19 protein-coding genes and 1 pseudogene are annotated in these 19,786 nt (G+C 54.1%); 3 read left to right on the forward strand and 17 right to left on the reverse strand.

Translation table 11 applies throughout. From position 1 onward, the window contains the following. Positions 1 to 42 precede the first annotated feature (42 nt). The 6 genes and pseudogenes from ACI7RC_RS07700 to trxA all read right to left on the reverse strand — a co-directional run. On the reverse strand, positions 43 to 759 hold the full coding sequence (locus ACI7RC_RS07700; RefSeq protein ID WP_408107658.1) for an ABC transporter ATP-binding protein: 717 nt from the start codon (positions 757 to 759) through the stop codon (positions 43 to 45). After that, positions 743 to 1,522 carry an ABC transporter ATP-binding protein gene (locus tag ACI7RC_RS07705; RefSeq protein WP_408107659.1) on the reverse strand — a complete coding sequence of 260 codons (780 nt, stop codon included), beginning with the start codon at positions 1,520 to 1,522 and terminating at the stop codon, positions 743 to 745. The genes ACI7RC_RS07700 and ACI7RC_RS07705 overlap by 17 nt, the downstream gene beginning before the upstream one ends. Next, positions 1,523 to 2,485 carry a branched-chain amino acid ABC transporter permease gene (locus ACI7RC_RS07710; RefSeq protein ID WP_408107660.1) on the reverse strand — a complete coding sequence of 321 codons (963 nt, stop codon included), beginning with the start codon at positions 2,483 to 2,485 and terminating at the stop codon, positions 1,523 to 1,525. It lies immediately after the preceding gene. Between the two features lie 17 nt (positions 2,486 to 2,502). Beyond that, on the reverse strand, positions 2,503 to 3,369 hold the full coding sequence (locus ACI7RC_RS07715) for a branched-chain amino acid ABC transporter permease (protein ID WP_408107661.1): 867 nt from the start codon (positions 3,367 to 3,369) through the stop codon (positions 2,503 to 2,505). Positions 3,370 to 3,463: 94 nt separating this feature from the next. Beyond that, positions 3,464 to 4,660 carry an ABC transporter substrate-binding protein gene (locus ACI7RC_RS07720; protein WP_408107662.1) on the reverse strand — a complete coding sequence of 399 codons (1,197 nt, stop codon included), beginning with the start codon at positions 4,658 to 4,660 and terminating at the stop codon, positions 3,464 to 3,466. 116 nt (positions 4,661 to 4,776) lie between these two features. Continuing rightward, positions 4,777 to 5,100: pseudogene (gene trxA / locus ACI7RC_RS07725) on the reverse strand (thioredoxin); the annotation flags it as partial. 224 nt (positions 5,101 to 5,324) lie between these two features. On the opposite strand from trxA, the gene ACI7RC_RS07730 reads away from it, so the two are divergent. After that, the gene (locus ACI7RC_RS07730) at positions 5,325 to 5,648 is read left to right on the forward strand and encodes a winged helix-turn-helix transcriptional regulator (protein ID WP_408107663.1); all 324 of its coding nucleotides are present in this window, start codon (positions 5,325 to 5,327) and stop codon (positions 5,646 to 5,648) included. A 54-nt stretch (positions 5,649 to 5,702) separates the two neighbouring features. Here the strand turns inward: ACI7RC_RS07730 and ACI7RC_RS07735 are convergent, their stop codons facing one another. From ACI7RC_RS07735 to ACI7RC_RS07760, 6 genes are all read right to left on the reverse strand, one after another. Next, complete coding sequence (locus tag ACI7RC_RS07735; protein WP_408107664.1) at positions 5,703 to 6,662, reverse strand: electron transfer flavoprotein subunit alpha/FixB family protein; 960 nt, start codon at positions 6,660 to 6,662, stop codon at positions 5,703 to 5,705. Positions 6,663 to 6,678: 16 nt separating this feature from the next. Then, on the reverse strand, positions 6,679 to 7,446 hold the full coding sequence (locus tag ACI7RC_RS07740) for an electron transfer flavoprotein subunit beta/FixA family protein (protein ID WP_408107665.1): 768 nt from the start codon (positions 7,444 to 7,446) through the stop codon (positions 6,679 to 6,681). 14 nt (positions 7,447 to 7,460) lie between these two features. Further along, positions 7,461 to 8,237, reverse strand: a complete 777-nt coding sequence (locus ACI7RC_RS07745; RefSeq protein WP_408107666.1) for an enoyl-CoA hydratase — start codon at positions 8,235 to 8,237, stop codon at positions 7,461 to 7,463. A 119-nt stretch (positions 8,238 to 8,356) separates the two neighbouring features. Next, positions 8,357 to 8,950 carry a fatty acid metabolism transcriptional regulator FadR gene (gene fadR / locus ACI7RC_RS07750; RefSeq protein ID WP_408107667.1) on the reverse strand — a complete coding sequence of 198 codons (594 nt, stop codon included), beginning with the start codon at positions 8,948 to 8,950 and terminating at the stop codon, positions 8,357 to 8,359. Positions 8,951 to 9,062: 112 nt separating this feature from the next. Further along, the gene (locus ACI7RC_RS07755) at positions 9,063 to 10,766 is read right to left on the reverse strand and encodes a long-chain-fatty-acid--CoA ligase (RefSeq protein WP_408107668.1); all 1,704 of its coding nucleotides are present in this window, start codon (positions 10,764 to 10,766) and stop codon (positions 9,063 to 9,065) included. A 146-nt stretch (positions 10,767 to 10,912) separates the two neighbouring features. Continuing rightward, positions 10,913 to 11,941, reverse strand: a complete 1,029-nt coding sequence (locus ACI7RC_RS07760) for an LCP family protein (RefSeq protein ID WP_408107669.1) — start codon at positions 11,939 to 11,941, stop codon at positions 10,913 to 10,915. A 332-nt stretch (positions 11,942 to 12,273) separates the two neighbouring features. On the opposite strand from ACI7RC_RS07760, the gene csaB reads away from it, so the two are divergent. Then, entirely contained in the window at positions 12,274 to 13,377 is a 1,104-nt protein-coding gene (gene csaB / locus ACI7RC_RS07765; RefSeq protein ID WP_408107670.1) for a polysaccharide pyruvyl transferase CsaB, read from the forward strand. A gap of 32 nt (positions 13,378 to 13,409) precedes the next feature. After that, positions 13,410 to 14,261 carry a class I SAM-dependent methyltransferase gene (locus ACI7RC_RS07770; RefSeq protein ID WP_408107671.1) on the forward strand — a complete coding sequence of 284 codons (852 nt, stop codon included), beginning with the start codon at positions 13,410 to 13,412 and terminating at the stop codon, positions 14,259 to 14,261. A gap of 797 nt (positions 14,262 to 15,058) precedes the next feature. Here the strand turns inward: ACI7RC_RS07770 and murJ are convergent. From murJ to ACI7RC_RS07795, 5 genes are read right to left on the reverse strand one after another with little or no spacing between them, the layout of a single operon-like run. Further along, positions 15,059 to 16,594: a murein biosynthesis integral membrane protein MurJ gene (murJ, locus tag ACI7RC_RS07775; protein WP_408107672.1), complete on the reverse strand. Its 1,536-nt coding sequence runs from the start codon at positions 16,592 to 16,594 to the stop codon at positions 15,059 to 15,061. Further along, on the reverse strand, positions 16,591 to 17,652 hold the full coding sequence (locus ACI7RC_RS07780) for a glycosyltransferase family 4 protein (RefSeq protein WP_408107673.1): 1,062 nt from the start codon (positions 17,650 to 17,652) through the stop codon (positions 16,591 to 16,593). Before ACI7RC_RS07780 ends, murJ begins: the two co-directional genes overlap by 4 nt. After that, positions 17,639 to 18,976, reverse strand: coding sequence for an O-antigen ligase family protein (locus ACI7RC_RS07785; protein WP_408107674.1), 1,338 nt, complete (start codon positions 18,974 to 18,976; stop codon positions 17,639 to 17,641). Before ACI7RC_RS07785 ends, ACI7RC_RS07780 begins: the two co-directional genes overlap by 14 nt. A 4-nt stretch (positions 18,977 to 18,980) precedes the next feature. Then, a complete protein-coding gene (locus ACI7RC_RS07790) occupies positions 18,981 to 19,283 on the reverse strand; it encodes a hypothetical protein (protein ID WP_408107675.1) in 303 nt (100 codons plus the stop codon). Beyond that, on the reverse strand, positions 19,283 to 19,780 hold the full coding sequence (locus ACI7RC_RS07795; protein WP_408107676.1) for a DUF4330 family protein: 498 nt from the start codon (positions 19,778 to 19,780) through the stop codon (positions 19,283 to 19,285). Before ACI7RC_RS07795 ends, ACI7RC_RS07790 begins: the two co-directional genes overlap by 1 nt. Positions 19,781 to 19,786 lie beyond the last annotated feature (6 nt).

A 19,786-nucleotide genomic window follows, 5' to 3' on the forward strand; every position in this document is an offset into this window, starting at 1 on the left:
CCAACGGCATGTATTTTGGCAGTTTCCACTCACTTGCTTCTTTTATGCGTGCTTTTTTCCGCCCAAATAGGCTTCGGTCACTTTTTCGTCGTTCAACAGCGATTTGCCGTCCCCTTCATAGACGATCCGGCCCGCTTCCAGGACGTAGCCGTAGTCGGCGATCTTCAGGACCTGTTTGACGTTCTGCTCGACGATCAGGATCGTTGTGCCTTCGCGGTTGATCTCCTTGATCGTGCGAAAGATCTCGGAGACGACGATTGGCGCCAGTCCCATTGAAGGCTCGTCGAGCAGCAGCAGCTTAGGGCGGGACATCAGCGCCCGGGCGATCGCCAGCATCTGCTGCTGGCCGCCGGACATGGTGCCGCCCAGCTGGTCGATCCGCTCGCGCAGGATCGGAAACCAGGTCATCATCTTTTCCAGGTCTTGTTTGACCCCGGCCGGGTCTTTTCGCTGATAGGCGCCCATCTCCAGATTCTCCAGAACAGTCATCTGGCCGAGGATCGCCCGGCCTTCCGGCACCAGCGCGAGGCCGGCCTGTACCAGGCGGTAAGGCTTCCAGCCGTCTACCCGTTTTCCCTCAAAGGTAATCGTTCCTTTTTCCGGTTTGAGCAGTCCGGCGATCGTTTTCATCGTCGTCGTCTTGCCCGCCCCGTTGGCTCCGATCAGGCCGACTATTTTTCCCTCGGGGACGTCGATCGAGATATCGCGGATCGCTTTGATCTGTCCGTAGGAAGTGCTCACATCACGCATGCTCAGCATCTTGCTCATCCTCCTTCCCCAGGTAAGCTTCGATGACGTCCGGATGATTTTGCACGTGGTCAGGCGCTCCCTCGGCGATCTTGACGCCGAAGTTGATGCAGACCACCTTGTCGCACAGGTTCATTACCAGGCCCATATCGTGTTCGACCAACAGGACCGTAATGCCCATGTCGCGGATCTTACTTACGAGCTCCATCAGGTCTTTCGTCTCACTCTCGATCATCCCGGCCGCCGGCTCGTCCAGCAGCAGCAATTTCGGCTCCGTCGCCAAAGCGCGGGCGATTTCCAGGCGGCGCTGCTGACCGTAGGCCAGCGTGTCGGAACGCACGTCGGCGATGTGGGAGAGACCGACAAATTCCAGCAGCTCCTCTGCCTTTTTCTGGACTTCCCGCTCTTCCCGCCGCTGCCCCGGCAGCCGCAGCAAGGAGTTCCAAAAGCCTGCGTGCGTGCGGGTGTGGCAGCCGACTTTCACGTTGTCGGTCGCGTTCATATGCCCAAACAGGCGAATATTCTGGAAGGTGCGGGCGATGCCCAGTTCGGTGATTTTATGCGGAGGGACCCCGTTTAAGGAGCGGCCGGCAAACGAGATCGTCCCCTGCGTAGGCGGGAAAATTCCGGTCACCATGTTGAAAATCGTCGTCTTGCCGGCGCCGTTGGGACCGATCAGGCCGACGATCTCCCCTTCGTTCACCGTAAAGTTCACATCGCGAAGTGCCGTGATCCCGCCAAAGCTCTTGCCGATATTGGTTAGTTCAAGCAACACTTACGCCACCTCTTTCGTCTGTTGTTCCTGCTGTTTGGCCCGGCGTTTGCCAAACAGTTTTTTGAAGGTGTCGGCAGCGATGAGTCCGTGCGGCCGAAACGCCATGACCAGGACCATGATGACGCCGTACAGCATCATTTTATAATCGGCCAAACCGCGCAGCACCTCGGGCAAAGCGGTCAGAATGACAGCTCCGAACAGCGGCCCCCAGATGATCTCGCTGCCGCCGATGACTGCAAACGAAAGGATCTCGACGACTCTGTGGTAGTTAAAGTCGCCCGGCGTGATGGCCGTGGTGATATGGGCGAACAGACCGCCGCAGAATCCCGCCAAGACGGCGCCGATCACAAATGCCAGCATCTTGTAGTAATTGACTTGCAGCCCCATCGCTCTCGCCGCAGTTTCATCCGCGCGAATCGCTTCAAATGCCCGTCCCAGGCGCGAATGGTTCAAACGCAGCGCAAGGAAGAGGATGATCAAGAATATCACCAGGACAAACACCAGCGTCGACATCGCCTTCATCTGAGAAACGGAGAGTCCGACGGCTTGCGCCTTGAGACCCACAGCCTTCTCCAGATCGTAAAGATAGCTGCCGACGGAAGTGAGTCCAGTCAAGCCCAAAGCCCCGTTGGTGATCTCCAGGTTTAGGAAGATGACGCGAACGACCTCACCGAAGCCGAGCGTTGCGATCGCCAGGTACAGCCCGTGCAGTTTCAACGTCGGGGCCCCGATCAACAGCGCTACCAATCCAGCCACGAGCGCTCCCAAGACCAGCGCCAGCAGCAGGGGAACATCCCCGCTCTTGGTCAATATGCTGGCCGTATAGGCCCCGATGCTCATAAATCCGGCGTGCCCGAGCGACAGCTGGCCCGTTGCCAAGGTGATGAAGATACTGATCGCCAAAATGCAGTTTAAGACGATAAATGTCAAAACCTGCAGGTTATAAGGATTGAGAAAATCCATGTAAAGACAACTCCCCTCTAGGTTCTCCGGCCAAATAGTCCTTGGGGCCTAATCAACAAAATTAGGATTATGAGTCCAAATGCCACAGCATCCCGATAACTGGAATCTCCATAGGCCACTGAAAAGACTTCGATTACACCAAGGATAATACCGCAAACCATTGCACCGGGGATACTACCTACCCCGCCCAGGATCAGCACGGCCAAGCCTTTGAACCCAAGGGTCAGGCCCATGGACGGAATCAAGGCAGAATAGGTCATGCCAATCAGTACGCCAGCCACTCCGCCGAGCGCAGACGCCAGGATGACCGTCGCAACGATCACCATGTTGGTGTTGATGCCCAAAACACTCGCCGTCTCCGCATTCTCCGCGGTAGCGCGAATCGCTTTGCCCAGCTTTGTCCGGTTGATCCAAAAGTGCAGGACAAACATCAGCACCAGCGATATTCCCAAAATCACCAGGTCGACGCTGCGCAGCTGGAACAGACCCAGATCGTAGATCCGGTCGCCAAAGCTGGATGGGAACGCTCGCGAATCGGCGCCAAACAGCCGGTTCATGCCTTCGTCCAGGATCGTAGCAAAGCCGATCGTGCTGATCAGCGGCGCCAGGTGGGGAACATTCTTTTTGCGGAGCGGACGCAGAGCGGTGTATTCGAGGATCAACCCAAATACGGCCGATACGGCAATGGTCACGATAAAAGCGACGCCGATCGGCATGTGAAAGCTGGTCATCATCATCAGGCCAACCAGCGAGCCGAAGATGAAGATTTGTCCATGTGCCATGTTGATAATGCCGAGAACGCCAAAAATCAGGGTATAGCCGAGGGCGATAAGCGAGTACGTACTGCCAACGGTTAAACCATTTACAAGCTGCTGCCAGAACAAGCCGCTTCACCTCTTTTCATCGCTTGGGGGAATAGGAATGCCCGGGAACACCCGGGCAACACCCCTATTTACAATCAATCAAACCATTCAGATTTTACTCAAAGGGTACGTATTTTCCGTCCTTTGCGACAACAACGACGGCGTCACCGATCGGATTCCGATTCTCGTCGAAGGACAGCTTGCCGGATACCCCTTGGAAGTCTTTCAGCTTCGCCAGTTCGTCACGCAGTACCTGGCGGTCTGCTTTGCCTGCCTGCAGCAGCGATTGAGCAATAATGTAGATGCCGTCATACGCCTGGGCAGCGAACTGGTCCGGTTTGGAGCCGTATTTCGCTTCATAGGCTTTTACGAAGGCTTGTACCTTGTCATCCTGCTTTTCCGGGCTGAACGGCGTAGCGACGATCAGGCCTTCCGCAGCAGGGCCGGCGATTTCAAATACCTTCGGATTGTTAAAGCCGTTGCCCCCGAGAATTGTAGATTGGATTCCCAACTCTCTTGCTTTTTTCACGACTAAAGAGCCTTCTTTATACAGAGCGGACACCAGAAGCACGTCCGGATTCAGTTCTTTTACCTTGGTCAATTGCGCGGAGAAGTCGACATCCCCTACTGCGAAGCTGGCTTCGCCCAGGATTTGCAGCCCCATCTCTTCTGCTGTTTTCTTCATGGTTTTGTATCCGGAAACAGAAAAATCGTCGTTGGATGCGTAAAGCAATGCTGCCGTTTTGAAGTGCATTTTGTCATTGGCAGCTTTCATTGCCGTAGGAACGGCGATGGATTCCGGCAGTGAGTTGCGGAACACGAACTCGCCGATGTCATTGATGCCTTCTACCGTGTTGGAAACACCGAAGATCGGGATCTCCGCTTCGTTGGCTACCGGACCGGCAGCAAACATTTCGCCCGACAGAGTCGGACCGATGATTCCGACAACTTTTTCGTCATTGACGAGCTTGTTCACCGCGTTAATGGCGCTTTCTTTCTTACCGCCAGTGTCTTCGTATTGCACTTCCAGCTTCAGCTTGCCTTTGTTGGCTTCATTCAGCTCGGCAACAGCCAGGTCCACCCCGTTGCGTTGGGCTTCCCCGTATGCCGCACTGGAACCGGAGAGGATAAATACAGCGCCAATCTTCGCGTCTATTTCTCCTCCGCCTTCGTTGGCTGCCCCCGTATTTGCCTCTGCATTTTCAGCCGGTTTGCTGCTCTCCGGCGCGGTATTGCCGCCCGAACAACCGACGAGCAAGGTTGTCCCAAGGAACACCGTGCACAATGATTTCAGAAAATTCGATCTCTTCATGGCTACCCCCTGAGTCATAATATTTCTTTTAAGCATAATAAGCATTTTAATAGATACATTCTTGAAACGCAACAAAAAAACAGCATCAGATGTCTGATGCTGTCAAAATATGCCACTTACAAGTGTTTGCCCAGTGTTGCCATCAAGGCTTCTTTTGGCTGGAAGCCGATTACCTTATCGACCATTTGGCCGTCTTTGAAGACCATCAGGGTCGGAATCGACATGACGCCAAAGCGGCCGCTCGTTTCGGGATTTTCATCGACGTTCAGCTTGGCGATTTTTAGTTTCTCTCCTACCTCACTATCGATTTGCTCCAGAACCGGGGCTATCATTTTGCAAGGACCGCACCAAGGCGCCCAGAAATCGACGAGTACGGTACCGCTTTCCACTTCTTGGGCAAAGGTTTGATCTGATACGTTTACAATTGCCATGAAGGATCTCCTCCTTGTTTTGCTTTGTGAATCACCTTACGATTCAAAAGTATACCATTCCCTTACGAAAATAACTATGGCAAGCGACACTTTCAAACATACACATATTCTGCCCATCGTTTGCAAAAGATACGGTCAGATTGACATTTTCCTTGAAAAACGGCATATTGTAAGGAAATTAGACGTTGTACGTTTCCTACTTTACGCTTTACAATAGATATAGGGTGATTCGAATGGAACCAAAACATTACGACTACTCTCATATGTGTCCGAAATACGAGAAGGCGATGGAAATAATCGGAAAACGCTGGACCGGTTTGATCGTTCGCGTCCTCATGAGCGGTCCGTGTAGATTTAAAGATGTAAAAGAGCAAATACCGGATATGAGCGACCGGATGCTGACTGAGCGAATGAAAGAGCTGGAAGCAGCAGGAATTGTCGTCCGCCGGGTGTACCCCGAGACCCCTGTACGCATCGAGTACGAATTGACCGAAAAAGGCAAGGATTTAAAATCAGTCATTGATGCCATCGGTGTGTGGGGAGAACGTTGGGAATGAAATGCAAAAGAGGAGATCTTGGTTCCTGTTCAAGATCTGCCTCTTTTTTCTTTCTTATCCCAGTAAACTTTTGAACTCTTTTGTCAGCAGGGGCACAACTTCAAACAAATCGCCGACGATTCCGTAATCGGCTACCTGGAAAATCGGCGCCTCCGGGTCTTTGTTGATGGCCACGATGACCTTGGAGTTGGACATTCCCGCCAGATGCTGGATCGCCCCGGAAATGCCGCAGGCAATGTACAGGTCGGGCGTCACCACCTTGCCGGTCTGCCCGATCTGCAGTCCGTAGTCGCAATAGCCTGCATCACAAGCGCCGCGGGATGCGCCGACAGCCGCCCCGAGGACTGCCGCCAGTTCCTCCAGCGGTTGGAAACCTTCGGCGCTTTTTACCCCCCGCCCGCCGGAAATGATGATTTTTGCCTCCGACAAGTCTACTTTCCCCGACGTTTTCCGTACGACTTCCTTGACGATGGTGCGAAGGTCTTTGATCTCGGCCTGAAGCGGGATCACTTCGGCCGTCCTTGCCGGATCAGGCTCGCTGACCGCGATGTTGTTGGGGCGGATGGTCACGAAGATCTTTTCGCCGGCAAACGACCGCTTTTGGAACGCCTTGCCGGCGTAGATCGGACGAACAAAAACCGGTCCAGCTTCTACTGCGGTCACATCGGAGACCAATCCATACCCGAGCCGGGCTGCAACACGGGGAGCGAGGTCCCGTCCCATCGCCGTGTGCCCGGCGATGATCGCATCGGGAGAAGCTTCCCGGATCACATGTGTGAACGCCTGGCTGTAACCGTCTGGCGTATACTTGGCGAGCTGGTCGTCTGCAACCGTATATACTTTATCGGCGCCGTGCCTTGCCAGTTCATCGGCGTACCCGTCTGCAGCGGATCCGATCACGACCGCTGACACTTCGCCGCCTTCAGCAAGTGTCTTGGCTGCCGCCAGGGCTTCAAATGAGACATTGCGCAATTGGCCGTCGCGTACTTCTGCCAGAACAAGTACCTTATTCATCCTAATCCCTCTCCCCTTAGATCACTTTTGCTTCGTTGCGGAGCAGCTGCACCAATTCGGCTGCCTGTGCCGGAATGTCGCCCGAGAGAATGCGTCCCGCCTGTTTTTTCGGCGGCAAATACTGGTCCACCACTCTCGTTTTGGCCTGCACATCTGCGCCGGATAACCCCAGATCATCGGCCGACCAGCGCTCCAGAGGCTTTTTCTTGGCTTTCATAATCCCCGGCAGTGACGGGTAGCGGGGTTCGTTCAAGCCCTGTTGGGCCGTCACCAATACCGGCAGGGAAGTTTCGACGATCTCCACATCTCCTTCCACATCGCGCTCGACGCGGACGGACGTTCCGTCCACTTCCAGCTTCACTGCTGTCGACACGTGATTGATGCCCAGTTCTTCCGCCAGCCGCGGACCGCCTTGACCGGCTCCGGAATCGACAGCCATCTGTCCGCCTAAGATGATGTCAAAGCCCAGCTTCTTGGCTGCTGCCGCCAACACCTTTGCCGTCGTAAACTCGTCGCCGAACAGGGACTCGTCATCGACCAGAACCGCTTTGTCAGCCCCCATGGCCAAAGCCGTGCGCAAAGCGCTTTCTGTGCGGTCAGGGCCGATTGAGAGCAGGGTCACTTCGCCGCCGTGCGCTTCCTTTAACTTGATCGCTTCTTCCACAGCGTACTCGTCGTAGGGATTGATGATAAATTCAACGCCGTCCTCGCTGATTTCGCCGTTATTGATCACGATTTTCTCTTCCGTATCAAACGTCTGTTTCAGAACAACCAGAATGTTCATCACGTTTTCCTCCCCTATCGGTCAGTAAATTGCGGCTTGCGCTTCTCCAGAAAAGCGGCAACTCCTTCTTTCATGTCCTCGGTTTCAAACGCTTCTCCAAACAGAGCCGCCTCTTGGGCAAGTCCCTCTTTGAAACCCTCGGCAAAACCAGTGTGAATGGCCGACAGGGCAAGCCGAATGGCCACCTTGCCTTTTTCGGCTATCTTTTGCGCCAGCTCTCTCGCCTGGACGAGCAGTTCTTCTTGCGGATAGACCTCATCCGCCAAGCCGATGCGCTTGGCCTCCACCCCAGTGACCATTCGGGATGTGAGGATCAACTCGGTCGCTCGGCCGCGGCCAACCAATCGGGGCAGGCGCTGCGTTCCTCCATAACCGGGGATGAGCCCCAGATTCAGCTCCGGAAGCCCCAGCTTTGCTTCCGCGGCGGCCAAGCGGATGTGACAAGCCATCGCCAGCTCCAGGCCGCCGCCCAGGCAAGCCCCGTTCACAGCGGCGATTACGGGTTTGGGAAAGGCTTCAATCCGGTTGAACAGTCCCTGGCCCGCTTCCGCCATGGCAGCCGCTTCGGCTCCGCTGATCCCGGTGAACTCCTTGATGTCCGCTCCAGCGACAAAAAAGCGGCCCTCGCCGGTCAGAATGACAACCTTTACCTCGTCATTTTGCTCCAGAGCTGTCAGCGCCGCGTGCAGCTCTTCGAGGACAGCTCGATTCAGCGCATTGGCTGGCGGATGGTCGATCGACAGCGTCGCTATGCGGTTTTCCACTGCTACCTTCAGATTGGGTAACGACATGCTACTATCCATCTCCTTTGTATATCAATACCGAGCGGACGCTCAGTTCAAACGTTGCCAGAATATTGACAAGTTTATTGTACCAGACACCCGCTTCCAGAAAAAGCGTTTTCTTTCCTTCACTCCGGGCGGCGCTTCAATCCATGCAGGATGGCGTCGTGGATCGGCCCTGCCTGTGCGGTCAGATCGTATTTGCACTTTTTCATCACCCATGCCGTAGCCGCCTGATCCAGCGTGCCAAAGATGACCTGCCGGGCGATTCTGACGTCTGTCCGCGGGTGAAACACTCCCTGCTCTACCCCCTCGGAGACAATCTCGTCGATCAGGTGGAAGTAACTTTTCAAAACCTCGCCGATTCCCTGGCTTACCACAGGGTTGGACTGGCGCAGCTCAATCTGTGTCACCACCGCCATCTCCGGATCCCGCGCCAGCTGACCCAGATGAGCCTCAAGCAGCACGCGCAATTTTTCTTCGACGGCGGCGGTCTGGTGAATCTGGCGTCGGCAGCTTTCTATAAACTGTCCCATCTTTTCGTTGAAAACAGAGATGAGAATATCGTCTTTGCTCGTAAAGTAAAGGTATATCGTCCCGTCCGCTACATTGGCTTCCCTGGCGATCAGCGAAACCCGGGCGTTGTGGTACCCGTGACGGGAAATGATCCGAACGGCGGCATCGATGATCGCTTGATACTTTTCCCCTGTTTTTTTGGCCATGGAAACCTCCGCACAAAAATCAAACGGATTATTCTAAACTGAATGATTATTCATTCACATCCAGTTTATTACACGAGCCGTCCGACTGTCAATGTTGTGCGGCCAGATGACGTCACGGATTCGAACGGGATTGCTGCTGATCCGGCTGCTGTACTTGCGCCTCCTCCAGAAGCTTTCTGCGGAGAACCTTGCCGACGAGCGTCTTTGGCAATTCACGGCGAAATTCATACACATGGGGTACCTTAAAAGCGGCCAATCGCTTGCGGCAAAAACCGTCCAGCTCATCAGCGGTGACTTGTTCCCCCTGTTTTAACACGATGTACGCCTTGACTGTTTCCCCGCGGTATGGATCTGGCACGCCAATAACGGCTGCTTCCATGACTGCCGGGTGCTCAAACAGGACTTCCTCCACCTCGCGCGGGTAAATATTAAAGCCTCCGGCAATAATCAGATCTTTTTTTCGGTCGACGACGTAAAAGAAGCCTTCTTGATCCATGTAACCCATATCGCCTGTCAGCAGCCATCCGCTGCGCAAAACGGCGGCGGTGTCATCCGGCCGCTTCCAGTAGCCGCGCATAACCTGCGGGCCTCGAACGGCCAACTCGCCAATCTCGCCGGGAGGCAGTTCTTCACCTGTAACTGGATCGATGATCCGGCAGTCCGTATCCGGCCAGGGAACTCCGATGCTGCCGGATTTCCGCCGGCCCCAGATGTGATTGGAATGGGTCACCGGCGAGGTCTCCGTCATTCCGTAGCCCTCCACCAGCCTGCCGCCGGTCAACAGCTCAAACTGCTGCTGGACGTCAAGCGGCAGCGCGGCGGAACCGCTCACACACGCTTCAATAGAGGACAAGTCGTATTTAGGCAGCTCGGGATGGTTAATCAGGGCGATGTACATCGTCGGCGCTCCCGGAAAAAGGCTTGGTTTTACCCGGTGAATCAGCTCCAGGATCTGCTTGACTTCAAAGCGGGGGACGAGCAGAATCTCTGCAGCCAGTTTCACCCCGAGGTTCATGACTGCCGTCATCCCGTAGACGTGAAACAACGGCAGGGCTCCGACGATCTTTTCCTGTCCGGGAAGCAATTTGTACAACACTTTTTCCGTTTGGACGGCATTGACGATCAGATTTTTGTGGGTCAGCATGACCCCCTTCGGCACTCCGGTCGTTCCGCCCGTATACTGCAGCAAAGCCAGGTCCTCATCCGGGTCGATCTCAGCGTGAACGGGCGTGGCCGGACTTTCCGCCAAGAGCTGCGTAAACCGCTCCACCTCATGCGTAAAGCTGATTTTCTGCCGCTCTCCCTTGCTTCGCTGGACAAGCGGGTAAAGCATCTTCTTGAACGCCGGCAAAAAGTCGCCTATACTCGTCAGGATCACATGCTGTAATGGCGTCTGCTGCTGTACCTGCCGGATTCTTTGATACAGCGCGTCAAGCGCTACAATGACAGTGGCGCCCGAATCGCTCAGTTGGTAGCGGAGTTCGCGCTCCGTGTACAGCGGATTGGTCTGCACGACGACCGCTCCGGTGAACAGCACAGCGTAATAGGCAATCACCGCCTGCGGACAGTTGGGCAGCATGATGGCGACGCGGTCGCCTTTTTTTACGCCGCGCTTGATCAAGGCATGGGCTAGCTGATAACAGGAATGCAGCAGTTCGGAATATGTGATCCGTTTTCCCATAAAAAACAGGGCGTAATTCGCGGGGTACTTTACCGCCGACTGCTCCAGGAAATGCGTCAAGGGAACGCGCGGGTATGGGATTGACGCGGGAACTTCCGGCGGATAACTGGCAATCCAAGGCTTGGCATTTGACATGGGCAAATCCCCCAATCCTTTGAATGTCACTCCGCTCCATCCTAACTCTACCTGCCTACATTGTATGCCAACACATCCTACTTTTCAAACAATACAATAAAATCTGACGATTTCTCAGGTGCGTAAAAAAAGCGGCAGGGGCGCATTCAGCGGGCCAGTTCCTCGGCGAAACGGCTGCGAATCCGCTCCCGCTCTTTTGGCGGTATAAAGTAATACCAGCCTAATGTTCCGTGACGCCAGATACGCCCGTCTGTTCCCTTCAACGTCTCCATCTCCAGCTCGTTCTGGCGGGAATCGTAATACGTGAACAGCAGGGAGGCCAATTCCGTCTCGGTCAGATCTGTTTTTACATGCTTGCCCAGAATATCCATCAGCTTGAATGCCTTGAAAAACGCTTGTGCCGTATTTCCCTTTTGGGCAAGCGCCCGAATCAGCTCCTGCTGCCGTAAAATCCGTTCGAAGTCGCCGTCATCCGGCCCGATGTCGCTTCTGCGGTACCTTGCGTAGTCAAGCGCCTGTTTTCCATTGAGCGTCTGGATGCCGGGAGAGAGGTTGATGTACGTGTCGTCCGTCGGGTCGGTGTACTTCATGCGTTTTTTTACGTTTACTTCTACGCCGCCCAGCTCGTCGATGATCTTCCTGAATCCTTCGAAGTCAATCGCCATGTAGCGGTCAATCTTCAAGTCGAAAAAGTTTTCCAGCGACTTTCTTACCAAAGCCGTCCCGCCAAAAGCCATCGCGTGATTTACCTTGTCGTACCCCTTGCTCGGCAGGTTCATAAAGCTGTCCCGGGGAATGGAGAGCAGGTAGGCTCGCTGTTTTTTGGGGTGTACGGCGGCGAGGATCATCGTGTCAGAGCGGGCCCGCTCTCCATCCCGGCTGTCTGTGCCGATCAACAGCAGGGTGAATGGCTTAAGCGGCCCTGGCTTGGGAATCGGGACAGCCGGGATAGGGATAGCCGGAGCAGCGAATTTGGGCTGAACCGGCTGGTCCGTCGGCAGCACAGCCTCGATCCTTTGCGGAGTTTGCTCCTTGACCGGCAGCGGCTGATACCACTCTCTGGTCATTTTACGCAGATGATAACCGGAATAGATCGCAAATCCGACCCCAACCAACAAGAAAAAAAGCACGACAAAGCCAAGCAGGCGTTTACCACGAATAGAAGATGACGGCATTCAACTTGTTCTCCTCCACGTTTTGCTAGGATGGGGGCCGTTCGTGTATATCTTTGCCTTGTTATGGGGAGGGTATTCGTTTTAAAATGAGGGGATGGGAGTTACAGAAATGGAGGGCGCGATCTCATGTTTGACGAATTTTTCTACCGTCGCCGCAAAAATAAGGGGATGTTCTATCTGGCGATCGGCTTTATTGCCGCAGCCGCCTTGCTCATCACCGTGGGGATTGTGTATCTTTGGTAGATTGCTTTACTTCCCTGTCTTTTTTCTATTATACTTTAGGATGTGTGTGCCTGCCTCTGGTTACGTTTGGATAGAAAGAAGGTTCTCTCATGCCGCGAATTCTCATCTCCGGCTATTACGGGTTTAATAATGCCGGGGACGATGTTGTACTATACGGGATTATCAGCTCGCTTAGACGGGAACAACCGAATATTTCGCTGTCCGTTCTGTCTAACCAGCCGGCGCGTACGACGTCTTTATTTGGGATTCCGGCCTACAATCGCTGGCGGCTCTCTACTATTGTACGTCAGTTAAAGCAATGCGACCTTCTCGTCATGGGCGGAGGCACCTTAATGCAGGACGTCACCAGCCCGCGAAGCGTCCTTTACTATCTCGGAATCGTCAGTATCGCCAAAATGCTGGGCAAGCCGGTCGTCTTTTACGCCCAAGGCTTTGGTCCCATTCTCAAATCGTTCAGCCGTTTTATGATCAAACAGGTCGTCAATCACGTCAATGTCATTACCGTCCGGGATTATGAATCGGGTGAAGATTTTAAAGCCTGCGGCGTGACAAAAGCACCGATTTACGTGACAGCGGACCCGGCCTTGATGATACAACCGGCAGACATCTCGTCCCAGCGTGGACAAGAACTCCTTAGCCGGCTGTTTTCTGATCTGCAGCGTCCCCTGGTCGCATTTTCGGTGCGCAACTGGAAGCAGGAAGAGCAGTTTAAACAGGTTATTGCCAAGGCAGCCGACTTTTTCGCCTCCCGGGGCTGGAACGTGCTGTTTTTGCCGATGCACTATCCGAGCGATCTGGCTCCGTCTCACGAGATCATCAGTTTTATGAAGGAACCCGGCGCCAAGCTATTGGAGATGCCGGTGCCGTTTCACGATATTATGAGCGTCTTAAAGCATTGCGACTACGTAGTCGGCATGCGCCTGCACTCGCTGATTCTCGCTGCTGTCTTTCAGGTGCCGTTTACGGGCATTTCCTATGACCCTAAAATCGACCGCTTCGTCGAGCGAGCAGGCATGCCGACCGCCGGCCATATTCAAGAGCTAAAGGCCGATTCGCTGCTAGCCTTGCTGGAAGAGCGGACAGGCCGTCTGGAAGAAGAGCGGCAAATCATTGCGGAACGTTCCAGGATGCTGGCCCGGGAAGCGATGAAGAGCAGCGAACTCGTGCTTCAGGCGCTGGCGAGTCGCAAATAGCATAACTACTGGATTATCGAGGAGGAACAATTGTGTCTTTTGCTTCCAACCTGCTGATTCGTCTCAATCGGCTGTTTCCGCTGCCTGTCCATCCGTTCAACCTCGCCAATGACGGGAAGATGAGCTATACGGAGTGGCAGTTTGTGAAAGGCGGGCAAACGATTCAGTTCTTTCTCCCCTTTCATACGCAGGAACAGATGTTTCAGGGTAAAACCGTCCTTGATATCGGCTGCGGCGGCGGTGGAAAGACGTGCTACTACGCCACTTTTCAGCCCAAGAAGATCATCGGCATCGACATCGTCGAGCACTATGCCGAAGAGGGAAATGCGTTTGCCCGGCAAAAAAATTTGGCTGACATCGCTTCTTTCATGACGGCTGACGCTTCTGCCATGCCGTTTGCCGACGAGACATTTGACACCATCATTATGAATGACGCGATGGAACACGTCGATCAACCGGAAAAGACTCTCGCCGAGTGCTTCCGCGTCCTGAAGCCAGGCGGACATCTCTACATCAATTTTCCGCCCTACTTCCACCCGTACGGCGCCCACCTCTCCGATGCGATCGGGATTCCCTGGGTTCATTCGCTCTTCTCTGAGCGCACCCTGATCGACTCCTACAAGCGCTTGGTAGCGGAACTGCCTGACGGCGAGGACCGGGTTCGTTTTCGCATCAGCAAAAACGACCGCGGAGAAGAGTACTTTTCCTACATCAATCGGATGACGATCGCAAGATTTCGGCGAATCCAGCAGGGCGTATCCCACCCTGCTGTCTATCAACAGGAGATTCCGCTGCGCCAGATGGTATCCGGGCTGGCCAAACTGCCCGGACTGCGCGAGTACTTCGTCAAAATGGTCGTCTGTGTCTATCGAAAGGAACAGTGATAACGCGTCAGCGAAATTAAACTTTCCGAAAGTACAAAAAGTCCAAGGAACTCCCTGGACTTTTTCTTTTTTTAGCGGACAGCCAGGCATGGGATTTAGCTGACAGGCCATTTGTAATTGGATGCTTTTTGCCCAGGCTGTCTGGTTATACGTCCAATCCGCTGAGCAGTGTGATACATAACCTTAAGTAATCTGAAGAGGAGGGATGGCATAGTCACGTAAAAACTGCAGATGTGATTCCTCATCGAACAGCCATTTTTCACCGAATTACCTTTCTTTTACAGAAGGCGCGTTTCTTCCACCAAAACGAGTATCGGCAATCAGAAACGGAACCTGCTGAAAAATCAAAAAGGAGTGAGATGCTTTGTCCCGTGAGCGCTGTAGATGTGAGTCTTCCAGCTACATGAGGTATCGCGATTCATCAAGTCGGATGCGGTATCGAGATTCATCAAGTCATATGAGATATCGAGATTCATCAAGTCATATGAGGTATCGAGATTATCCAAACATGTGGTACGGCGATCCGACGCCATATTGGGGAGAGCCCGATCGTTTTCGCGATGAATTCCGCGATGAATTCCGCCGCCCCTTTCCCGAAGAATTCCGCGATGAGTTCCGCCGTCCCTTTCCCGAAGAATTCCGTGATGAGTTCCGGGAAAGAGAGAGGTTCAGATCACCTGAATTTAGAAGGCCCCGGTAATTTCCGTTTTTAGACGCCGGTAACGATGCAAATACGCAAAAGACCCGAGCACTCAAATGCTCGGGTCAAAGAGACAGGTTATCTCATACGTATGCCTCTAGCCTCTTTGTTTTTTCGGCAGGCGGGCCAGCACCCGGCCCAGCAGCTCTGCAAGCAGCGGCTCTTTTGCGAGATACAAGACTGCCCCGTAGATGACAGCTCCGACAGCCGTGAAGAAGGAAAACGAAACGATTGCGTGGGAAAAGTGGACAGCCTGCTCCAGCATGGACAAGGCCACCGCCATGACAGCCACGCCGATCAGCGTCTTCCCCGCTGTCTCGTACAGCTCCCTGCCGACAAACCCGCCGATTTTCCGGCGAAGCGCCAACCCCAAAAGGATGACATTGAGAAACGCAGAGAGCGACATCGCCAGGGCAATTCCTCCGTGGTCGAGATAAGGCACGAGCAGGAGGCCGAGGCAGATGTAGATGGCTACGTTAATCCCGGCGTACACCACAGGGGTTTTTGTGTTCTCCAAGGCGTAAAACGTGCGGGTGAACAAGTCCCGCGCCGCCGTGGCAAACAGCCCGACCCCGTAGAAGATCAAAGCCCAGTACGTTAATTGCGTGTCTTCCGGACCGAACTGATTTTTTTGGTACAGCAGCTCGATCAGCGGCTTTCCCACCAAAAACAGGCCGACCGTAACCGGCACCATCAGCACGGTGAGGTACCTCAGCCCGAGGCAAAGGATCCGCTTCAACTCCGGCAGGTTCTGCCGCTTCACATGTTCCGACAAGAGCGGGAACAGCGGCACCGTCGCCGCTCCGACCACCATCATCGGCAGCTGGATAATCGTCATGGCATAGGCGAGCGCAGAGATTTTCTCGTTGCCAAGTCCGGAGGCGATGATCTTTTCAAAGAATACCGTCACTTGCCCCAGGATGATCGCGATAAAAATGGGAAACAACCGCTCTCCCATGCTGCGCAAAGCGGGATCGCCGCGCCAGTGAAAATTCCAGCGGAACGAATAGTTCAACTTACGAAGCGGCGGCAGCACAGTGGCTGCCGCAAGGATAAATCCGATCGTCGTACTGATGGCTAGACCGATAGAGCCGAGCCACGGCACCAGAACGACAAAACCGAGAATGGTCACGGCGGAATTGACCACCGTGCTCAGCGTCGAGGCAAAAAAACGGTCATGGGCATTTAACATCGTCGACCAGAGGCTGAGCAAGGCGATAAAAAAAACGGACGGCCACATCCAGGCAAGCTGGGTTGACACGATCCCCTTCGCCTCCGCATCCCAGCCGGGAACCAGCAGGCTGGTGACGGCGTCGGTCCCGAGCCAGCCCAACAGACTGATGGCACCGCCAACGATCACGGTCAAGGTCAGCATCTTGCTGTACAGTTCCCGGCCCCGTCCCTCGTCGTTTGACGCCATAATCCCCTTCATCGTCGGGATAAACAGGGAGTTGATGACAGTTGGAAAAACGATAAACAGCGTCATGGGAATCGCCACAGCGGTGAAGTAAGCCCCTGCCTCTGTGCTTGTGCCATATGCGGAGGAGACGAACATATTTCGGACAAACCCCAGTGCCCGTCCGATCAGGGTAATCACAAACACCATCGCAACAATTCGCTGAAAACGGCTCATGGCTGGGTCACCCGGGGCCCATACTGGTCAACGATCTGGCCGGCATAATCAGGCAGCGGATGTTCCTCCAGCGGAACGGCGATATCCCCGGAAAGGACGCCTGTCACTTTTTCCAGCAGATCGTCCAGATCCCTCTTTTTATAGACGACCACCTGCGGCGGCCACTTGGCGGCATTGCTGGCGACCACGGGAACGCCTGCCTGCAGCGCCTCAAAGACGGATATTCCGAAGCTTTCACTGTTCGTCCCGCGAATGAACAGATCCGATTTGCGCAAGATCGTCTGGTACTCGCGCGGCGATTCCAGGAACAAGAAGTGCCTTTCCAGCCCCTTGTCCGCCAGCTCCCGCTTCAGTTTGGCGTAGTAATCCTGATCCACGACATGTGTGACGCAATAGACAATCCGTACGCCGGGATCGGCTGCCGCCATTTTTTCACAAAGAGAGAGAAGCAAATCTGTTCCGTACAGGTCTTCTCCTTGATAGAAGTTTCCAATGGCTCCATTGGACAGAATCAAACGATTGTGGTCATCGCCGAGAAAGCGCCTGACTACCTCAGGCAGCTCGGAGAGGGCCGAGGCGGTTTTCGCAGGAATAAACGGCGGAATATAATGGATTTTCTTAGGGTTGATTCCATAAGACGCCAACTGTTCCACAAAATCCCTGTTCACAACAATAAAACCGCTGGCCAAGAGTCCGGTCAATTTCACCATCAGCCGCTTCAGGCCGGATGGCGGTCCGCCCTCCTCCCGCATGTTATGCACGGTAAACAGGACGCGTTTTCCGCGCAGGCGCAAAAGTGAGAGCAGAAAGCGAACCTGCCAGCGCAGAAAATGAACGTGAACAACTTTTTCCTTGCAGGAAAACAGGTATTTAAGCGCCCATGTCTCTAGCTTGCCCGTGTGGACGACTTCACGGTTTTTCTCACCCTGGGTATTGTCGTACAGGGTAAAAGCGATTCCCCGATCGTCAAGTGCGTCGCACAATCGTTCGATATGAACGGAGATCCCCCCGACCGGCGGGGGGTAGACTCCTATGATCGCTACTTTAGACTGTTCCATCCTTGTTTCTCCCCAGTCGAAGCATCATCTCAATGCTGCCAATCAGCGCGGTGACGATCCAAAACGCCATCATCACTCGATAGTCATGCCAGATATCCTCATTCAGCCCGGCGACGCCGATCCCGGTTATGCTGGCAAACAGGGCGATCCCCAAGGTTGCCAGGCGTCCGCCAAACCGGTTGGCCGAGATCGTGTAGCTTTCCTTCAGCATCCGGTAGAACAGGTACAGCAGGGCCGCGATGCCGAGAATCCCGCCGTTGACAAACGCCTGAATCCAGATATTGTGCAGGTGAAAAATATTAACTCCGGGAATTTCGTAATCGGCGTAGACTCGAAAGAGCGTGCTTGGGTCGCTCCCGATCCCCGTCAGCCAGTAATCGCGGATGATCGCGAACGCTGCCGTCCACATCTTGAAGCGGTAATCGCCCGAGGTGTCTTCCGCCGGGTTGACGATTGTCGCCAGCCGGTCCATGATAACTTGCGGGATCAGGTTGAATGCCGCTGCCACCAGTACCAGGAGCAAGCCGTACAAGATCAGTTTGCGATCCTTCTTCAACAGGAACAACAGCATCGCGAGCGCAAACGCCACCCAGGCTCCGCGCGAATAGGTGAGCACCAGGGCAAGTGCTGTTACGGCGAACAGGCCGCAGAGCAAAATCTTGTGTTTGTACGCCTTGACATAGTAAATCAGGGCAAAGCACAGCGGCAAAACCAACACCAGGTACTCGGCAAACACGTTAGGGTTGCCGAACACAGCGTATATCCGCGTACCCAAAAGCGGGTTGGTCTTGACGTCTACCCATTTCGGCGGCGTGTGTCCGATCAGGACGTACTGTGCCAGACCGTACAGGGCGAGCACCGCCCCGGATACGACAAAGCAGAGCAGGAAGCGGTACAGTACCGTGCGCGAATCGATGAACATCATCAATACGGCCAACAGCACCAGACTGGGCAGATAGTACAGCACGTAGTCCTGCATGCTCTCCCGCAGATTAACCGAAGTGACGGCCGTAATCCCCACCGCGAGGATAAAGAAGGCAGCCGCCAAAAATACTTTGCTCTTGAAAACGTTCATCAACCGTTCCTTGTCGATCCCCTCCATCAGCAGCAGGAAGATCAGCACCAAGAGGAAAAAGATGATCGGCCGAAAAGTCAAAAATGGATAACTCAGCGCGAAGAGGTAAAGTGCGTATTCTTTTTTGTACAGTCCGGCCAGGTAGAACCCTGCGTACAGGGTCAACTCGATCGCCATCTGGTTGAAGCCCTGTGCGGCGCCAAAGGCGAGCAAGATGACCGCCGGCAATAGTGTTTTCCAGTTAAGCATCGGTTTACTCCTCGTCTTCATCGTGTTTCCACAAGTCAATACAGGTTCGAATCGGCCAGCTGCCAGTCAGCCATTCCTGTTTATTGCCGTAACATACTGCAAACAGTAGGCCTGCGATCACGGCTGAGACGAACGCGAACAACAAGGAAAAGGTGAATGAATCGATAAACAACCGGGCAATCAGATGGATCAGTCCCATCAGGAAGAAGACGAGTACAATATAAGCCAGGTACGGACGAACTTGCAGCTTGTCCTGCAACCGCTTCTGCCACGATGACTGAATCATCCGCTGAAGGAAGCCAAACATCAACTCGTCCCCCCTTGTTTCTCTTTGTCCTTGATTCCCAGCACTCTGGTCTTGAACGAACCGTGATTCGTGTAGATGGGGAAGTACTGGTTTAGTTCAACCAAACCATTGTTTACAAGGAAGTTGCCGTATGGAGACTTCGAAGCAGTCGCTTCAATCGTAAAGTAGACGTCGTACATGGAAGGCACCTCGCTGTTTTTGGCCTCGCCTGTATTGCGGTCAAATACAGTCGCCATGGCGGGCCTTACCTCGACCTCCACAATCTTGCCGAAGACCTGGGTCAGCTCTCCCTTTTTGTACACGTTATCTCCTTTTAAAATAGCCGCAGCCTCAAATTCACGTATTCCCTCCGCCCTAACGCTGACAAGCGTCTGTCTGGGACCCTCGCCGAGCTTGGAGCGGATCGCGAACTTTTCTGCCGTCAGCCAGACGACGGCGAGCGCCAAAAGCACAAGAAAGACCGACCGCCACAGGCTGGTCCGTTTAGACGTTTTCATTCCTCG

The sequence above is a fragment of the Brevibacillus sp. B_LB10_24 genome (assembly GCF_046036945.1).
In the GTDB taxonomy this organism is placed as follows: domain Bacteria; phylum Bacillota; class Bacilli; order Brevibacillales; family Brevibacillaceae; genus Brevibacillus_C.